Source organism: Micromonospora sp. NBC_01796 (assembly GCF_035917455.1).
In the GTDB taxonomy this organism is placed as follows: Bacteria; Actinomycetota; Actinomycetes; order Mycobacteriales; family Micromonosporaceae; genus Micromonospora_G.
In genome coordinates this window covers 4,554,074-4,569,122 of sequence record NZ_CP109078.1, presented here as the reverse complement: position 1 = coordinate 4,569,122, position 15,049 = coordinate 4,554,074, and the positions used below count along the sequence as shown (strand labels likewise).

Genomic DNA, 15,049 nt, shown 5'->3' with positions numbered 1-15,049 from the left:
TCCTGCCTCAGGACGGGGCGAGGACGCAGAACTCGTGGCCCTCCGGGTCGACCAGGCACGTCCACGGAACGTCGCCCTGGCCGAGGTCGAGGTCGGTGGCACCGAGGGTCCGCAGCCGGGCCACCTCCGCCGCCTTGTCGTCACCGGGGTACGGCAGCAGGTCGAGATGGACCCGGTCCGGCACGGCCTTCGCGCCCGACCGACGGAGGAACTCGAGGTACGGGCCGACGCCCTTCGCGGAGCGCAGCACCGCCTGGTCGTCGGTCACCTGGTGCAGGGTCCAGTCCAACGCCCCACCCCAGAACCGGGCCATGGCCTGTGGGTCCTCGCAGTCGACCACCACCGCGGCAATCGGCCCGGTGTCCCGGTAGACCTCCCGAGGCTCCAGGACGCAGAACTCGTTGCCCTCCGGGTCGGCGAGCACGGTCCACGGCACGTCGCCCTGGCCCACGTCGGCGGGCGTCGCACCGAGAGCCTCCAGGCGCGCAACCAACTCGGCCTGGTCGGCGGCGGAGGTGGTGGCGAGATCGAGGTGCACCCGGTTCTTCGTTGTCGTCCCGGGTTCCGGAACGGGAACGACGTTGATGCCGACGGCGACCGGGTCCGGCCAGACGAAGCCACCGACGGGTCCGACGTAGGTGGTCACCCCGGGCCGGTACGCACTCCACCCGAGCGCCTCGGCCCAGAACCGGCCGATCGCCGAGTCATCGAGGGCCTTGATGTTCACCTGGACGGGTCGTAGCGCCATGCGGGCCCCTTTCCGCTAGCGGGGCTGGCGGGCGGTCCGCCGCTCGACCCGTTCCCGCAGGTGCGCCGGAAGTTCCGGTACGTCGAGCAGGCGCGGGAGCAGCTCCGGCGTGAGGTTCAGGGCCCGGAACGTCTCCCCGATCGTCACCCCGTGCGCCGGCCGGTGCACCACCGTCACCGTGTCGCCCGCCGTCACCGCACCGTCGCGGAGCACCCGCAGGTAGGCGCCGGGCAGCGCCCGCGCGGTGAACCGCTTGATCAGGTCCCGTACGTCCCAGAAGCCGGCGAACGTCCGGCAGGGCGTACGCGGCTGGCTCACCTCCAGCAGGGCCGAGCCGACCTGCCAGTGCTCGCCGATCACCGCCCCGGTCAGGTCGAGGCCCTCGGTGGAGAGGTTCTCACCGAAGCCACCGGGTGGGATCTCCCGCCCCAGCTCCCGCGACCACCAGGCGGCGTCCTCGCGGGCGTACGAGTAGACCGCCTTGTCCGGACCGCCGTGAACGGAGAGTTCACCGACGAAGTCGCCGTCCACTCCTCCGGCGCGCAGCGTCACCGGCCCCGGGGCCGGGCGCTTGTCGATGCCGCTGCGTCCGCTCGGATCCCCGGCCCAGGGAGCCTGGGTCACGACGGCCAGGTTGACCGAGACGAGTCTGCCTGTCATGGCACCCACCCTAGCGACCGGGCAACCCACCCAGCACGTACGGCAGGGGCGCCGGACCGGTTTCGGTCGGACGCCCCTGCCATGTCGTACGAGGGGGAGGTAGCTACTTTGCTACCGGGGGTCAGTAGCGGCTGACGCTGCGGCGTCCACCGACACCGGCCACGATGGCCACCGCGATCGCCGCGACGACAACCTGGACCAGCAGCTCGCGCCAGTCGATGCCGGCGGTCTCGGTCGCGATGCCCGCGGCCCGTGCGATCACGGTACCGAGGAGCGCGGCGCCGACACCGATCAGCATGTGCAGCCACATCGGGATGTTCTGCTTGCCGGGCACGATCAGGCGGCCGAGCGCACCGACGATCAGGCCAACAATGAGTGCGGTGATGATGCCAGCTACAGTCATCGGTCGTCTCCTACTCAAGTCATCCACACCCTGTTGTGTGGTGACGGCATAGTGCCCGACCCGCTGAATTCTCAAACCGACTTAACATCCCAGTTGTCGTGCGGCGGCCCGAACGGCCTGGTCCATGGTCTCGAAGGCCAGTGTGGGCGGATCGGCCAGATCGAACCACGTCATCTCGGACGACTCCGCCGGATCGAGCCGGATCGCGTCGGCGTCGATCGTGGCCAGGTAGAAGACATCCAGTACGGGCAGTGTCTCGCCCTGGTAGTCGTAGCTGCCGACGTACATTCCGACGTAGTCACCGAGCTTGACCTCGACGCCGAGTTCCTCGCGTCCCTCCCGGACCGCGGCGGTCGCCGGGTGTTCCCACCCGTCGCAGAAGCCGCCCGGGGTCTCCCAGAGCCCCGATCTGGGCTCGGCGGCCCGCCGCAGGGCCAGGAAGCGGGGCGTGACCGGGTCGCCGTCGAGCACGATCAGGCTGGCGGTGGGGCGGGCGTTGACGAACAGGTTGTACCCGCACGACCCGCAGGCGGTGGGCGGGGCGCCGGGCAGCGGCGCCCCGCAGCGCGGGCAGAACGAGGCGTCCGTCCCGTACGCCCGCAGGCTCACTTCTTGCCGCCGCCCTTGCCGCCCTTGGCGTCGCCGGACTCGTCGGAGGAGAGCGCGGCGATGAAGGCCTCCTGCGGCACCTCGACCCGGCCCACCATCTTCATCCGCTTCTTGCCTTCCTTCTGCTTCTCCAGCAGCTTGCGCTTACGGGTGATGTCACCGCCGTAGCACTTGGCGAGCACGTCCTTGCGGATCGCCCGGATCGTCTCGCGGGCGATGACCCGGTTGCCGATCGCGGCCTGGATCGGCACCTCGAACTGCTGCCGGGGAATCAGCTTCTGCAACTTCGCGGCGATGGTGACCCCGTAGTTGTACGCCTTGTCCTTGTGCACGATCGCGCTGAACGCGTCGACCGGCTCGCCGTGCAGCAGGATGTCCACCTTGACCAGGTCGGACTGCTGCTCGCCGGAGGGCTCGTAGTCCAGTGACGCGTACCCCTTGGTCCGGCTCTTGAGCTGGTCGAAGAAGTCGAAGATGATCTCGGCGAGGGGCAGGGTGTAGCGCAACTCCACCCGGTCGGCGGAGAGGTAGTCCATACCGAGCAGGTTGCCCCGGCGCCCCTGGCAGAGCTCCATCACCGCGCCGACGTAGTCGTTCGGCGTCAGTACGGTCGCCCGCACCACCGGCTCGTACACCTCGGCCACCCGGCCGGTGGGGTACTCGCTCGGGTTGGTCACGGTGATCTCGCTGCCGTCCTCCAGCAGCGCCCGGTTGACCACGTTCGGGGCGGTGGAGATCAGATCGAGGTTGTACTCGCGCTCCAGCCGTTCCCGGATGATCTCCAGGTGCAGCAGGCCGAGGAAGCCGCAGCGGAAGCCGAAGCCGAGCGCACCGGAGGTCTCCGGCTCGTAGTCGAGCGCGGCGTCGTTGAGCTTAAGCTTGTCCAGGGCGTCACGGAGGTTGGGGTAGTCCGAGCCGTCGATCGGGTAGAGACCCGAGTAGACCATCGGCTTCGGGTCCTTGTAACCACCGAGCGCCTGGGTCGCCGGCCGGGAGTTGATCGTGACGGTGTCACCGACCCGCGACTGGCGTACGTCCTTCACGCCGGTGATCAGGTAACCGACCTCGCCGACACCGAGCGCGGTGTGCTTCTCCATCTCGGGTGAGATGACGCCGATCTCCAGCAGCTCGTGCACCGCGCCGGTGGACATCATCTTGATCCGCTCACGGGCCTCGATCCGCCCGTCGATCACCCGGACGTAGGTGACCACGCCCCGGTAGACGTCGTAGACCGAGTCGAAGATCATCGCGCGGGCGGGGGCGTCGGCGTCACCGACCGGCGGCTTGAACTGCCGGACGATCTCGTCGAGCAGGTACGGCACCCCGTCGCCGGTCTTGCCCGAGACCCGGATGCAGTCGCTCGGCTCGCACCCGATCAGGTGGGCCAGTTCCTCGGCGTACTTCTCCGGCTGGGCGGCCGGCAGGTCGATCTTGTTCAGCACCGGGATGACGTGGAGGTTGTTCTCCATCGCCAGGTAGAGGTTCGCCAGCGTCTGCGCCTCGATCCCCTGCGCCGCGTCGACCAGCAGCACGGCACCCTCGCACGCGGCCAGGGAACGGGACACCTCGTACGTGAAGTCCACGTGACCCGGGGTGTCGATCATGTTGAGCACGGCGTGCTCGCCCTGCTGCTCGCCCTCCCGTACGGTCCACGGCATCCGGACCGCCTGGCTCTTGATGGTGATGCCGCGCTCGCGCTCGATGTCCATCCGGTCCAGGTACTGGGCCCGCATCTGCCGCGGGTCGACCACGCCGGTGAGCTGCAACATCCGGTCGGCCAGGGTCGACTTCCCGTGGTCGATGTGGGCGATGATGCCGAAGTTCCTGATCCGGCCGGGATCGGTGGCACCAGGAGTGTTCGCGCCTGCGTCGGGCGTCGGTGGCACGGCGGTCCGTTCTAATCGGGCTGGCGAGCGGGTCGGGCTGGCAAGCTGGCAAGGTCGGGCTGGTCAGCGGTACGCGACGGCCCGGCGGGCGGTACGCGTCGGTCGGCGCGGGGCCGACCACTCTCTATGATCCCATGCCCTCCGGAAACCCCGGCGCAGCCCATCCGATCACCCGAGCCCGCTCACGCAGGGTCGGTCCCCGCCGAGCCCGTTCACACCCCCGGTCGTCCCCGGTGCGACAGCACCGGTCACTCGGGCGGCTCCACGAAGAGCGCGGCGAGCCGGGGCAACTGCTGGCGGGCGCTGGCCTCGTCGTCGAAGTCCCAGAACTCGTCCAGTTTCGGGTAGGCGGCGTGCTCCTGCGCCGGCAGCTCGCTCGCCGTCGCCTTCAGGTAGGCGTTGTGCGCGAGGTGCAGCACGTCCTCGGCCTCGAACTCCTCGCCGGTGACCGCCGCCTGCTGGACCGCCGGCAGTCCGGCCAGGGAGTCGGGGTCCTTGACCGCCTGGGCGAAGGTCGCCCTCCCCTGGAGAACCAGCCAGCAGCGGAAGTACTCGAACCCGTCGTCGGAGCAGCCCCCGTTGATCAGGTACGCCGCACCCCAGAGATCCGCCCGGTAGGAGGCCGCCAGGACCCGCCACAGGTGCTGGTCGAAGCCGGCGATCTCGGTCACGTCCCGAGCCGCCAGCAGGGCCACCGCCCGCGCGGTGATCGCCTCGGTGTTGCCGTCGGCGCCGGTGCGGGCGTCGTCGATCAGCGCCCAGAAGTCGTCGGTCCTCATGTCCCGGCAGTCTGGCAGACCGCTGTGACATCTCCCGCCACCCCCGCCGAGCCGCGTTCCGGCCGGTCACGCCGACCAGTGGCGACGGCCACGCCGCCTGGCGGGGACGTCGGTCGGGCCGGCTGAGGCAGGATGGGGGGCATGTCCGCGAGTTCGTTACCGCTGGTGCCGTACGGTGCGACCGCCGTACGACCGGACTGGGCCGACCTGCCGGCGGAGCTGCGCGCCGCGATCGGTGCCCGGCTCGGAGCCAGGGTCAGTTGGGCGAGCACCGCCGGTGGGGGCTTCACCAACGGCTTCGCCGGGGTCCTCGACACCACCGCCGGGGACAGGGTCTTCGTCAAGGCCGCCTCCCTGGCCGACCAGCGACACCTGAGCGACTGGTACGCCCGGGAGACCGCGATCATCGCCGCGCTCCCGCCCGACCTGCCGGTCGCCCGCCCCCGGTGGACCCTCACCGCCGCCGGGCACTTCGTCATCTGCCTGGACGCGATCGACGGCCGGATGCCCGCCCTGCCGTGGCACCCGGCGGACCTGACCGCCACCCTGCACGCGTACGCGCGGGTGGTCGAGGCGCTGCGGGAACCTCCGGCCGAGTTGGTCGCGCTGGGCCTGCCGCAGCTCGCCGACCTGCTCCGGGCCGACCTCTCCTGGTGGCGGGAGATCGTCGACGGGCACGAGCCGGTGCCGGCCGGGGTGCCGGCGAGCCTGCGTGACCGGCTGCCGGAGCTGGCCCACCTGGAGGGACTGCTGCCCGGTTACGCGTACGGCACCGGCGTGATCCACGGGGACCTGCGGCTGGACAACGTACTTATCGACCGGGCCGGGACCGCCTGGATCTGCGACTGGAACTGGCTCTGTTTCGGGCCTGCCTGGTTCGACCTGGCCGGCCTGCTGGTGACCGTGTACGCCAGCGGGCTGGACGCCGACCGGGCCTTCGCGACGCATCCCGCCGCCCGCGACGTGCCGGTGGACGGGCTGGATGCCACGCTCGCCGCGCTCGCCGGGTACTGGCTGGTCCGGGCGACCACGGAACCCTCCGGCGAGTCCCCGCACCTGCGGGCACACCAGCGGTGGAGCGGCGAGACGGCGCTGAGCTGGTTGGCCACGCGGCGCGGCTGGCGGTGACCGGTTTTGGCCCCACCGGGCCGACCTGGTAACCTGGCTTTTCGCGTGTGGCGATGTAACTGTGCGTTGGTGCCCCTGAGGGCTTACGCCGATCGTCGCCCGTGCATCAAGCTGACCAACCCGAGCTATCAAGACGAGGCTGTCGCGTGGCGAACATTAAGTCCCAGATCAAGCGCAACCGGCAGAACGAGAAGCGCCGGCTGCGTAACAAGTCGGTCAAGTCGTCGCTGAAGACCGCCATCCGCAAGTTCAACGAGGCGACCGTCGCCGGTGACGCCGAGCAGGCCACCGCGTTGCTGCGCGACGCCTCGCGCAAGCTTGACAAGGCTGTCAGCAAGGGCGTCATCCACCAGAACCAGGCGGCGAACCGCAAGTCGGCCATCGCCAAGCGCCTGGAGTCGCTCTCCGTCGCTGCCTGACGGATCGACAGACTTCACCACTTACGCCCCGAGCCGCGAAGGCTCGGGGCGTAGCTGTGTCGCCTGCGCGGATCCCGTACCGCAGGGCCGTCTCCGGTTTACTCGTAGTGCGGGGCGCCTGACTGACGGGCCCGCTGCTGTCCGGGGTCCAGCGGGTCGGGCCATCGTCCGGTCTGCTGGCCGGGCCACTGCTCGGTCCGCTCCCCCGCCGCCGGGTGCGTGTTGGTCGGGCGTCCGATCGGCGTACGGCGGGTGCCGGCGTGACCGGAGTTGGCCCGGATCCGGCTGGCGGCGGCCCGTCCCAGCACCAGCCTCGCGGCTGCGGGCAGGGCCTCGTCCGGTTCCGGTTCGGCGGGTTCGGCCGCGTCCCCGGTGCCGAACGTGGCCGGGTTGAGGGTGCCGTAGGCGTCGGGCGCACCGGCCGGCGCGTGCGACCCGTACGCGCTGATCTTGCAGCCGTCGGGCACCCGGGCGCGGCCGACCACCGGCAGCATCTCGCGCCGGAACCGCTCCTGTTCCAGGTCGGGGACCCGGGCGGCGGAGCGGACCACGGCGGCGGCGACCAGGTCGTTCAGTTTGACCATGACGGCGACCGTCACCGGCAGGACCAGCACTCCCCACCAGTTGACGAGTTCGGCGAGCGCGAGCAGCAGACCGAGGGCCACCGTGCCCTCGAAGAAGAAGAAACAGAGCAGGCCGCCGGGGTCGACGTGACGCAGCCGCAGGACGCGGGCGTACAGCGGACGCACCCGTTCGTCGTCGACGGGCGGCGGCTCGTGCACCGGTTCGAGCAACCGGGGGTAGACCCGCACGGTGGGGTGCTCCGTACGCGACGCCCCGTCGAGGTCGGCGCAGACCTCCGCGACCAGGCCGGGATAGCTCACCGCGATCTCCGCGGCCACCATCGGGCCGAAATCCTCCAGCGCTCCCGACAGGTCGGGGTAGCTCGCGTCCTCGGCCGCACGACGGCGCCGACCGGTGCGCATCGTTCCGGGCAACCGGAGATGGGGTGGTCCGCTCACCGGGTGCCACTTCCCGTCCGGGCGGCGGCGACCGCAAAGACCGCCCGCTCCAGGGCGTACCCCCGGTCGTCGGCACCGCCCTTGACGGCGGCGTTGCACTCGGCGGCGGCCTGCATCGCGTCGACCAGCCCTTCCGGGGTCCAGCCCCGACCCTGCCGCTGCGCCCGTTCGATTTTCCACGCCGGCATGCCGAGGCTGCTGGCCAGTTGGTACGCGCTGCCGCGCCCGGCGGAACTCACCCGGGCGACCGTCCGTACGCCGTCGGCGAGGGCGTCGGCGATCGGCACCGGGTCGACGCCGACGTGCAGCGCCCAGCGCAGCGCCTCCAGCGCGGCGGGCAGGTCACCGACCATGGCCGCGTCGGCGACGGTGAAGCCGCTCACCTCGGCCCGCCCCTTGTAGTAGCGGGCGACGGTGTCGGCGCCGATCCGCCCGTCGGTGTCGGCGATGAGCTGCGCGCAGGCCGAGGCGAGTTCCCGCAGGTCGTTGCCGACCGAGGCGACCAGGGCCGAGGCGGCGTCGTCGCTGGCCTTGGCGCCACCGCGCCGGAACTCGTCCCGGACGAAGGCGATCCGCTCCCGTTCGCCCTTGAGCTTGGCCGCCGGGATCACGGTCGCACCGGCCGTCCGCAGCCCGTCGGCGAAGGCCTTGCCCTTGGCGCCACCGGCGTGGGCCACCACCAGGTGGACGTCCGGGTCCGGGTTCTTCGCGTACGCGAGCAGCACGGTGACCAGGTCCTTGCGGGCGTCCTGCCCGTTGCGCAACAGCAGGACCCGGCGACCGCCGAACAGGGACGGGCTGAGCATCTCGGCGACCTCGCCGGGGTTGACCGATCCCGCCTCGTAGTCACGTACGTCGGCGCCGGAGTCGATCTCCCGGGCCGTTGCGGCTGCCCCGGCGAGCGCCCGGGTGACGAGCAGCTCCTCGTCTCCGAGGACGAGCAGGATCGGGGCGAGGCTAACAGGGGTCACCCGAGCATCGTCGCACGGCGGGTGCGTACGTCGGGCCTGGTCACCCCGGTACCCGTAGCCGAGCCCGCACTTAGCGCAAATCCAGGCATTTAGCTTAATCCTGGCATTCCGTACTTTGACTGTGGGTCAGCCGGCCCGGTCACCGCTCACCTGCACCGAGTCCTCGTACGACCACCGCCAGTGCACCGTCGCGCCGGACCACGGCCAGGTCCCCGTCGGTGTCCGTACGCAGCACCCGCGCGCCGTTGCGGGCCAGTCTCGACAGGACGGCCGGGTTCGGGTGGCCGTAGTCGTTGCCCTCCCCGACCGGGACCAGCGCCACCGCCGGCGCCACCGCGTCGAGGAAGCCAACCTCCTGATAGGCCGATCCGTGGTGGGCCACCTTCAACAGTTCCGCCCGCAGTTCGGTGGCGGGCAGGCCGTCGAGCAGCGCCCGCTGTTCCTCCTCCTCGGCATCCCCGGCGAGGAGGACCCGTACGCCGCCGACCCGTGCGCGGAGCACGAGCGAGTTGTTGTTCGGGTCCGATCTGGTGCCCCGCATCGGGTACGGCGGACCGAGCAGGGTCAGTTCCACCTGGCCGGCGACGTACCGCCAGCCCGGACCGATGCCGCTGACCGGGATGCCGGCCGTCGCCCCGGCCCGCTCGACGGTGGACCGACCGGCCTCCGGCTCCGGCCACTGCGGAGTCACCACCGCACCAACCTTGCGCCCGCGCAGCACCCCGGCCAGTCCACCCACGTGGTCGGCGTGGAAGTGGCTGACCACCAGCAACGGCACCGACCGTACGCCGAGCCGGCGCAGGCACCGGTCGGCCGCCGCCGGATCGGGTCCGGCGTCGACCACGACGGCCCGCCCTGCCCCGATCGGCAGCACGGCGGTGTCGCCCTGCCCGACCGCGCAGAGCGCGAAGACCCAGCCGTCCGGCGGCCAACCCGAGGCGACCAGGCGTACCGGTAGCGCGCCGATCACCACCGCGACCGCGACCACCGCGACCAGCCGGCGGACCAGCGGATGCCGGGCGGCGACCAGCAGCGCCACGGTGAGCGCACCGAGCAGCAGCCCACCGGCAACACCGTCCAGCCAGGGCAGGGTTCCGGCCGGCACCCGAGCCCCGTAACGCGCGACCAGCACCAGCCACCACGCCGGCCAGCTCCCGAGCCAGGCCGCGAACTCGGCACCCGCCGGCCACACGGGTGACACCGTGGCGGCGGCCACGCCGAGTACGGTGGCCGGCGCGATCGCCGGCACGGCAAGCAGGTTCGCCGGTACGGCCACCAAGCTGATCGTCCCGGACAGCCCCGCCACCACCGGGGCACAGGTCAGTTGTGCCGCCGCCGGGATGGCCAGCGCCTCGGCCAGCCCCGCCGGCACTCCCCGAGCCCGCATCCGGTCCCGCCACTTCGGCGCCACCAGCAGCAACCCACCCGTGGCCAGTACGGACAGCGCGAACCCCGCGTCGCCGGCCAACTCCGGGTCGACCACCACCAGGACCGTGATCGCCGCCCCGAGTGCCGGCAGTGCCGCCCGTGGTCGGCCGACCGCCAGGGCCAGCAGCCCGACCGCCCCCATCGTGGCCGCCCGGACCACACTCGGCGACGGTCGGGCCAGGATCACGAAACCGACCAGGGCGATCGCGCAGATCACGGCGGTGAGCCACGGGCCGGCACGGGCCCAGCGGGCGCAGAGCAGCACCAACCCAACGACAATCGCGACATTTGCCCCTGAAACAGCGTTCAAGTGCGTCATGCCGGTGGTGAGGAAGTCGTCCTCGACCGCCGGCAACAGTCGACTGGTGTCACCGACCACCAGCCCCGGCAGCAGTCCACCGGGCTCGTCGGCCAGGGGCAGACAGGCCCGCTGCAACCCGGCCCGCAGGGTCCCGGCCACCCGCTGCGTCCAGGAGGGCGTACCGATCCGCACGGGTGCACTGTTGGCCGACAGTACGGCCGCCGTCAGGTCACCGCCCCGCGCCCGCGCCAACCGACCGCTGGCGGTCAGCCGCTGCCCCGGCAGCAGGTCCCGCCACTGCGCATCGGTGGCCAGCACCAGAATCCGAGCCGGGACCTCGAGCTTCCGCTGGTCCGGCCCACGCAGCCAGGACAGCTCGGCCGAGAGCAGGAGCATCGACGGCCGTCCCGCCGCTCCGGCCACCGCACGCGGATCGTCGCGTACGACCAGCTCGACCGTGACCGGCGCCCGCGTACGGGACAACTCGGCCAACGACTCCGCGTCCCGTACGCCGAGCCGGGCAGCCGTCGCCGCGCTGCCGCACACCACCCCGATCAGTACGGCAACCGCGATCCAGCCGTACCGGTCGGCGAGCGGGCCTCGGTGGTGCGGCCGGGTCAGTCGGGCGGCGAGGGCCAGCGCGACGGCGGCGGCGACCAGTGCGATCAGCACTCCGGACCGCGCCGACAGGTAGAGCACGGCGAGGGCGGAGAACCAGGTCGCCACCGCCACACCGGCGAGCCGCAGATCCGGTGGCTTGGCACGGGTGTCGGGCTCGACCTCCTCCGGCACCCGGACCGCCGCTGCCGCCCTCATACCGTGACCAGTTCCTTGAGCTGCTCGTACCGGGCGTCCCCGATGCCGCTGACCTGCCGCAGGTCGCCCACGGTGCGGAACCCGCCGCGCTGGTCACGATGGTCGAGGATGCGCTGGGCGAGCACCGGCCCGACGCCGGGCAGGGTGTCGAGCTGGGCCAGGGTGGCGGTGTTCAGGTTGACCTTGCCGCCACCGGCCGCCGGATCGGCGGGCTGCCCCGGACCGGCGGGTCCGGCGGCGACTCCCGGCGGGGCGGTCACCCCGACCAGGATCAGCTCGCCGTCGGTGACCTTCCGGGCCAGGTTGAGCAGTGCGACGTCGACGCCGGGCAGGGCACCTCCGGCGGCGGTCAGCGCGTCGGCGACCCGGGCTCCGGTGGGGAGCCGGACCAGACCGGGGCGGCGTACCTTTCCGGCGACCGCGACGACCACCTCGGCCCCGGCGCTCCCGGTCGGGCCCGGACCTGCTCCGGCGCTGGCAGAGGTCGGCTCGTCGGCGCCGGCCGTCGCGACGACGTCGACCGGCTCGGCCTGCGGGCGGGCCTGCCAGGCCCAACCGGCGGCGCCGAGCACCACCAGCGCGGCCACCACGGCGAGCGCCCTGACCCCACGCCGGCCGGGGTCAAAAGCGCCCGGCCCACCCAGCCCACTCGCCACCGGGTTGTCACCCGGCGGGGAAACACCAACCTCCACCGGTACGGAGGGACGGGTCGCCCCACCACGCAGCAGCCGGGCCAGCCGCTCCCGCACCCTGGTCTCGTCGTCATCGGACACGAGCGGGACGGTAGGCAAAGTCGACCGGCCGCGCCGCCAACCGAAGCTCTCCTGTGGACAACTCACCCACCTGTGGAAAAAGCCCTGATCATGCCCGAATCTGCTATGCCTCTCATCCGGCGCGGGAACGCCTCGTGATCGCGAAGAGTTCGGCTCGCTATAGCCGGCCAAACTCTTCGCGCTCGTGACTCGGGATGCCGTTCGTGGATGACGTCGCCGGTCGACGGGTGCCGAACCATGGGCGACGACGGACGGAGGGTCACCGCCCGATTGGTAGGTTGGCCGCCATGGCGGAAGATCCAGTGCTGGACGTACTCCGGGGCGAGGCGGAGCAGCTCACCCGAGCACTGACCGGACTGTCCGAGCAGGACTGGGACCGTCCCACCGCCTGCACCCCATGGCGCGTACGCGACCTGCTCGCCCACATCCGAGTGGTGATCGCCTGGCTGCCGGGAATGCTGATCGCCCAACCACCGGCCCGCGCAAAGGTGGACGCGAGGGCGTACTACCGGCCGGACGAGCGGTTCGCCCCGGACACCAACACGACCCGGATCAGGCTGGCCCGGGAGCACACGGCAGCGCACGACACCGGAGCCGCGCTGGTCGAGGACTTCCGCATCAACTGGCAGCAGGTGGACAAGCTCTGCCGGGCCGAGCCGCCGGACCGGGTCGTACGCACCCGGCACGGCGATCCGATGCTGTTGACGGAGTTTCTGCGTACCCGGGTGGTGGAGGTCGCGGTGCACGGCCTGGACCTGGCCGCGGCCCTGGACCGCCGACCGTGGCTGACCGCTCCCGCCGCCGAACTGGTCGAAGACCTGCTCGGCGGCTCCACGGCGCGACGAGCCCTCGGCTGGGACCGGCTGACCTTCCTGCTCAAGGCCACCGGCCGAACCCCGATCACCCCCGCCGAAACCGAGCAGATCAACCACCTCGGCATCCAGTGGCTGACCCTGGGCTAGGGCGATCAGGGACGGAAGATCACCCCCGGCGGTGCACGACCACACACGCGAGCCCCGGGCCGGCGTGCGCCCCGACCACCGCGCCCGCCTCGGTGATGTGCCGGTCGTGCAACCGGTCGCCGAGGCGTACGGCCAGGGCCCCTGCCAGGGCTTCCGCCCGCTCCGGCGCGGCCAGGTGGTGTACGGCGACGTCGACCGCCGACTCGTCGGCGGCGGCGACGGCCAGGTCGACGAGTCTGGCCAGTCCCCGGCTCGCGGTGCGAACCTTGTCCCGGACTGCGATCCGGCCGTCGCGGACGTGCAGGATCGGCTTGACCGACAGGGCAGTGCCGAGCAGTGCCTCGGCCGCGTTGATCCGGCCGCCACGGCGGAGGAATTCGAGGGTGTCGACGTAGAAGAAGGTGAACGTACGGTCGATCGCGTCCCGGGTGGCCTGCGCGACCTCGGCCAGGTCGGCACCGCCGGCGGCGGCTCTCGCGGCGGCCAGGGCGGGGAAGCCGAGGCCCATTCCGGTGGACCGGGAGTCGATCACGGTGACCCGGTTGTCGAACTCGGCGGCGGCCAGGGTCGCGGCCTCGACCGTGCCGGAGAGTTCGGCCGACAGGTGCACCGACACGATCCCGGTCGCGCCCCGCTCGAACAGCCGGCGGTACGCGGCGACGAACTGCTCCGGTGACGGCCGGGAGGTGCTGACCGCGTCCCGGCGCCCGGTCATCGCCCGGGACACGTCGGCCGGTGACACCTCGATGCCCTCCAGCCCCGGCACCCCGTTGAGGACGACGGTGAGGGGGACCACGGTGGGCCAGACGTCAGCGGCGACCGCCGCGGGGCCGGTGGGCGGATCCGGCAGGTAGGCGGTGGAATCGGTGGCAACCGCGACGGGCATCCCGGCACCGTAGCCGATCTACCTGGTGACCGCCGCTGGCGATATTGGTCGTGACCAGGATAATTGCCGGCAAATAACCGGTGAACGGCCGCAGAAGACAACCGAAACCGGCCGGTCGGCCACCGGTCTGTCTCAGATGGCGGCGGGGATCGGCTCGCGGGCCGCCGGACCGACGTTGTGCGCGCGAAGCTGCCAGCCGCGTACCTGGTCGTGGCGCAGCTCGGTCCAGTGGCAGTTCTGCAACGAGCCGAGCGCGCGCAGGATCGGTGGCCCCCAGCCGAGCAGGTGGCCGCATCCCTGCTTGGCGCCACCGCCGTGGGTGGCGACCACGGTGGTGCCGCCGGGGTTGGCGTCGGCCGCCGTCTGGAACGCGGTGCCGATCCGCTTGGCCAGGTCGTCCAGGGCTTCGACCTGGCAGCCGGGATCGGCGTCACCGTTGCGCCAACGTGCGTGCTCGGTCGGGAACCGGGCGGCGACCTCGGCCATGGTGAGCCCCTGCCACTGCCCGTAGAAACGCTCGCGCAGCCGGGCGTCGGTGCATACCGGCAGCCCGGTCAGCGCGGCGAGGGCCTCCGCCGTGCGGGTGGCCCGTTGCAGGTCACTGGCGACGATGGCGTCCGGCTTCAGTTCGGCCAGCAGGGCCGCCGCGGCGTCGGCCTGTTCCACACCCAGCGCGTTGAGCGGGGTGTCGGTCTGCCCCTGGACGCGGTTGTCCGCGTTCCAGTCCGTGTTGCCGTGCCGCCAGATGATCAGTCGGGTCATTCGCCGTGGCCGGCGTCGGCGTCGACGAGGTCACGGTCCACGAACGGGATGATCGGGCAGTCCTTCCACAGCCGGTCGAGAGCGTAGAACTCGCGCTCCTCGGTGTGCTGGACGTGCACCACGATGTCGACGTAGTCGAGCAGCACCCAGCGTCCGGCCCGCTCGCCCTCGCGCCGGACCGGCTTGGCCTTGTCCGAGAGGGTGAGCAGTTGCTCCTCGATCGCGTCGACGATCGCCTGTACCTGGCGCTCACTCGGCGCCGAGGCGATCAGGAACACGTCGGTGATGGCCAGCTGGTCGCCTACGTCGATCAGGACGATGTCCTGTGCCTTCTTGTCAGCGGCGGCCTGGGCGGCGGCCAATGCCAGCTCGAGGGCGCGATCGGAAGCTGTCACCGTACTCCTTTGGGTCGACCATGAGACCTATCTAGCCTCTCACACGTGGCCGAGTTACGACTTGGCAGTTAGCGAACAACGGGTCGCAAACCGTGCCAAAC

At 71.6% G+C, this 15,049-nt stretch carries 15 protein-coding genes and 1 pseudogene; 3 read left to right on the top strand and 13 right to left on the bottom strand.

Going from position 1 to position 15,049, the window contains the following annotated elements; all coding sequences use genetic code 11:
• Window positions 1–7 precede the first annotated feature (7 nt).
• From OIE47_RS21085 to OIE47_RS21060, 6 genes are all read right to left on the bottom strand, one after another.
• Window positions 8–748, bottom strand: coding sequence for a VOC family protein (locus OIE47_RS21085; RefSeq protein WP_326556259.1), 741 nt, complete (start codon window positions 746–748; stop codon window positions 8–10).
• A 15-nt stretch (window positions 749–763) separates the two neighbouring features.
• The gene (locus OIE47_RS21080) at window positions 764–1,408 is read right to left on the bottom strand and encodes an MOSC domain-containing protein (protein WP_326556258.1); all 645 of its coding nucleotides are present in this window, start codon (window positions 1,406–1,408) and stop codon (window positions 764–766) included.
• Window positions 1,409–1,529: 121 nt separating this feature from the next.
• Window positions 1,530–1,811: a GlsB/YeaQ/YmgE family stress response membrane protein gene (locus OIE47_RS21075; protein WP_326556257.1), complete on the bottom strand. Its 282-nt coding sequence runs from the start codon at window positions 1,809–1,811 to the stop codon at window positions 1,530–1,532.
• Between the two features lie 81 nt (window positions 1,812–1,892).
• Complete coding sequence (locus tag OIE47_RS21070) at window positions 1,893–2,420, bottom strand: NUDIX domain-containing protein (RefSeq protein WP_326556256.1); 528 nt, start codon at window positions 2,418–2,420, stop codon at window positions 1,893–1,895.
• Complete coding sequence (lepA, locus tag OIE47_RS21065) at window positions 2,417–4,306, bottom strand: translation elongation factor 4 (RefSeq protein WP_326556255.1); 1,890 nt, start codon at window positions 4,304–4,306, stop codon at window positions 2,417–2,419. The genes OIE47_RS21070 and lepA overlap by 4 nt, the downstream gene beginning before the upstream one ends.
• A gap of 248 nt (window positions 4,307–4,554) precedes the next feature.
• Window positions 4,555–5,085: a DUF4240 domain-containing protein gene (locus OIE47_RS21060; protein ID WP_326556254.1), complete on the bottom strand. Its 531-nt coding sequence runs from the start codon at window positions 5,083–5,085 to the stop codon at window positions 4,555–4,557.
• A gap of 141 nt (window positions 5,086–5,226) precedes the next feature.
• Here OIE47_RS21060 and OIE47_RS21055 point away from each other — a divergent pair, with 141 nt between their 5' ends.
• Both OIE47_RS21055 and rpsT read left to right on the top strand, forming a co-directional pair.
• Window positions 5,227–6,213: a phosphotransferase family protein gene (locus OIE47_RS21055; RefSeq protein ID WP_326556253.1), complete on the top strand. Its 987-nt coding sequence runs from the start codon at window positions 5,227–5,229 to the stop codon at window positions 6,211–6,213.
• Window positions 6,214–6,359: 146 nt separating this feature from the next.
• Window positions 6,360–6,632 carry a 30S ribosomal protein S20 gene (gene rpsT / locus OIE47_RS21050; RefSeq protein WP_326556252.1) on the top strand — a complete coding sequence of 91 codons (273 nt, stop codon included), beginning with the start codon at window positions 6,360–6,362 and terminating at the stop codon, window positions 6,630–6,632.
• Window positions 6,633–7,096: 464 nt separating this feature from the next.
• On the opposite strand, the pseudogene OIE47_RS21045 reads toward rpsT, so the two are convergent.
• The 4 genes and pseudogenes from OIE47_RS21045 to OIE47_RS21030 form a co-directional block, all read right to left on the bottom strand.
• Window positions 7,097–7,426, bottom strand: a pseudogene (locus tag OIE47_RS21045) (hypothetical protein); the annotation flags it as partial.
• Window positions 7,427–7,650: 224 nt separating this feature from the next.
• Window positions 7,651–8,625, bottom strand: coding sequence for a DNA polymerase III subunit delta (holA, locus tag OIE47_RS21040; RefSeq protein ID WP_326556251.1), 975 nt, complete (start codon window positions 8,623–8,625; stop codon window positions 7,651–7,653).
• Window positions 8,626–8,764: 139 nt separating this feature from the next.
• On the bottom strand, window positions 8,765–11,170 hold the full coding sequence (locus OIE47_RS21035) for a ComEC/Rec2 family competence protein (RefSeq protein ID WP_326556250.1): 2,406 nt from the start codon (window positions 11,168–11,170) through the stop codon (window positions 8,765–8,767).
• Entirely contained in the window at window positions 11,167–11,907 is a 741-nt protein-coding gene (locus OIE47_RS21030) for a helix-hairpin-helix domain-containing protein (RefSeq protein ID WP_442792181.1), read from the bottom strand. Before OIE47_RS21030 ends, OIE47_RS21035 begins: the two co-directional genes overlap by 4 nt.
• 323 nt (window positions 11,908–12,230) lie before the next feature.
• Between OIE47_RS21030 and OIE47_RS21025 the strand changes: the two genes are divergently transcribed.
• On the top strand, window positions 12,231–12,905 hold the full coding sequence (locus OIE47_RS21025; RefSeq protein ID WP_326556248.1) for a maleylpyruvate isomerase N-terminal domain-containing protein: 675 nt from the start codon (window positions 12,231–12,233) through the stop codon (window positions 12,903–12,905).
• Between the two features lie 19 nt (window positions 12,906–12,924).
• On the opposite strand, the gene OIE47_RS21020 is transcribed toward OIE47_RS21025, so the two are convergent.
• The 3 genes from OIE47_RS21020 to rsfS form a co-directional block, all read right to left on the bottom strand.
• Window positions 12,925–13,791, bottom strand: a complete 867-nt coding sequence (locus OIE47_RS21020) for a DegV family protein (RefSeq protein WP_326556247.1) — start codon at window positions 13,789–13,791, stop codon at window positions 12,925–12,927.
• 132 nt (window positions 13,792–13,923) lie between these two features.
• Complete coding sequence (locus tag OIE47_RS21015; RefSeq protein ID WP_326556246.1) at window positions 13,924–14,553, bottom strand: histidine phosphatase family protein; 630 nt, start codon at window positions 14,551–14,553, stop codon at window positions 13,924–13,926.
• Complete coding sequence (gene rsfS, locus OIE47_RS21010; RefSeq protein ID WP_326556245.1) at window positions 14,550–14,948, bottom strand: ribosome silencing factor; 399 nt, start codon at window positions 14,946–14,948, stop codon at window positions 14,550–14,552. Before rsfS ends, OIE47_RS21015 begins: the two co-directional genes overlap by 4 nt.
• Window positions 14,949–15,049 lie beyond the last annotated feature (101 nt).

Coding starts and splice junctions, on each gene's coding strand:
- OIE47_RS21085 (WP_326556259.1), bottom strand. CDS start 748: ATGGCGCTACGACCCGTCCAGGTGAACATCAAGGCCCTCGATGACTCG.
- OIE47_RS21080 (WP_326556258.1), bottom strand. CDS start 1,408: ATGACAGGCAGACTCGTCTCGGTCAACCTGGCCGTCGTGACCCAGGCT.
- OIE47_RS21075 (WP_326556257.1), bottom strand. CDS start 1,811: ATGACTGTAGCTGGCATCATCACCGCACTCATTGTTGGCCTGATCGTC.
- OIE47_RS21060 (WP_326556254.1), bottom strand. CDS start 5,085: ATGAGGACCGACGACTTCTGGGCGCTGATCGACGACGCCCGCACCGGC.
- OIE47_RS21055 (WP_326556253.1), top strand. CDS start 5,227: ATGTCCGCGAGTTCGTTACCGCTGGTGCCGTACGGTGCGACCGCCGTA.
- OIE47_RS21035 (WP_326556250.1), bottom strand. CDS start 11,170: ATGAGGGCGGCAGCGGCGGTCCGGGTGCCGGAGGAGGTCGAGCCCGAC.
- OIE47_RS21025 (WP_326556248.1), top strand. CDS start 12,231: ATGGCGGAAGATCCAGTGCTGGACGTACTCCGGGGCGAGGCGGAGCAG.
- OIE47_RS21020 (WP_326556247.1), bottom strand. CDS start 13,791: ATGCCCGTCGCGGTTGCCACCGATTCCACCGCCTACCTGCCGGATCCG.
- OIE47_RS21015 (WP_326556246.1), bottom strand. CDS start 14,553: ATGACCCGACTGATCATCTGGCGGCACGGCAACACGGACTGGAACGCG.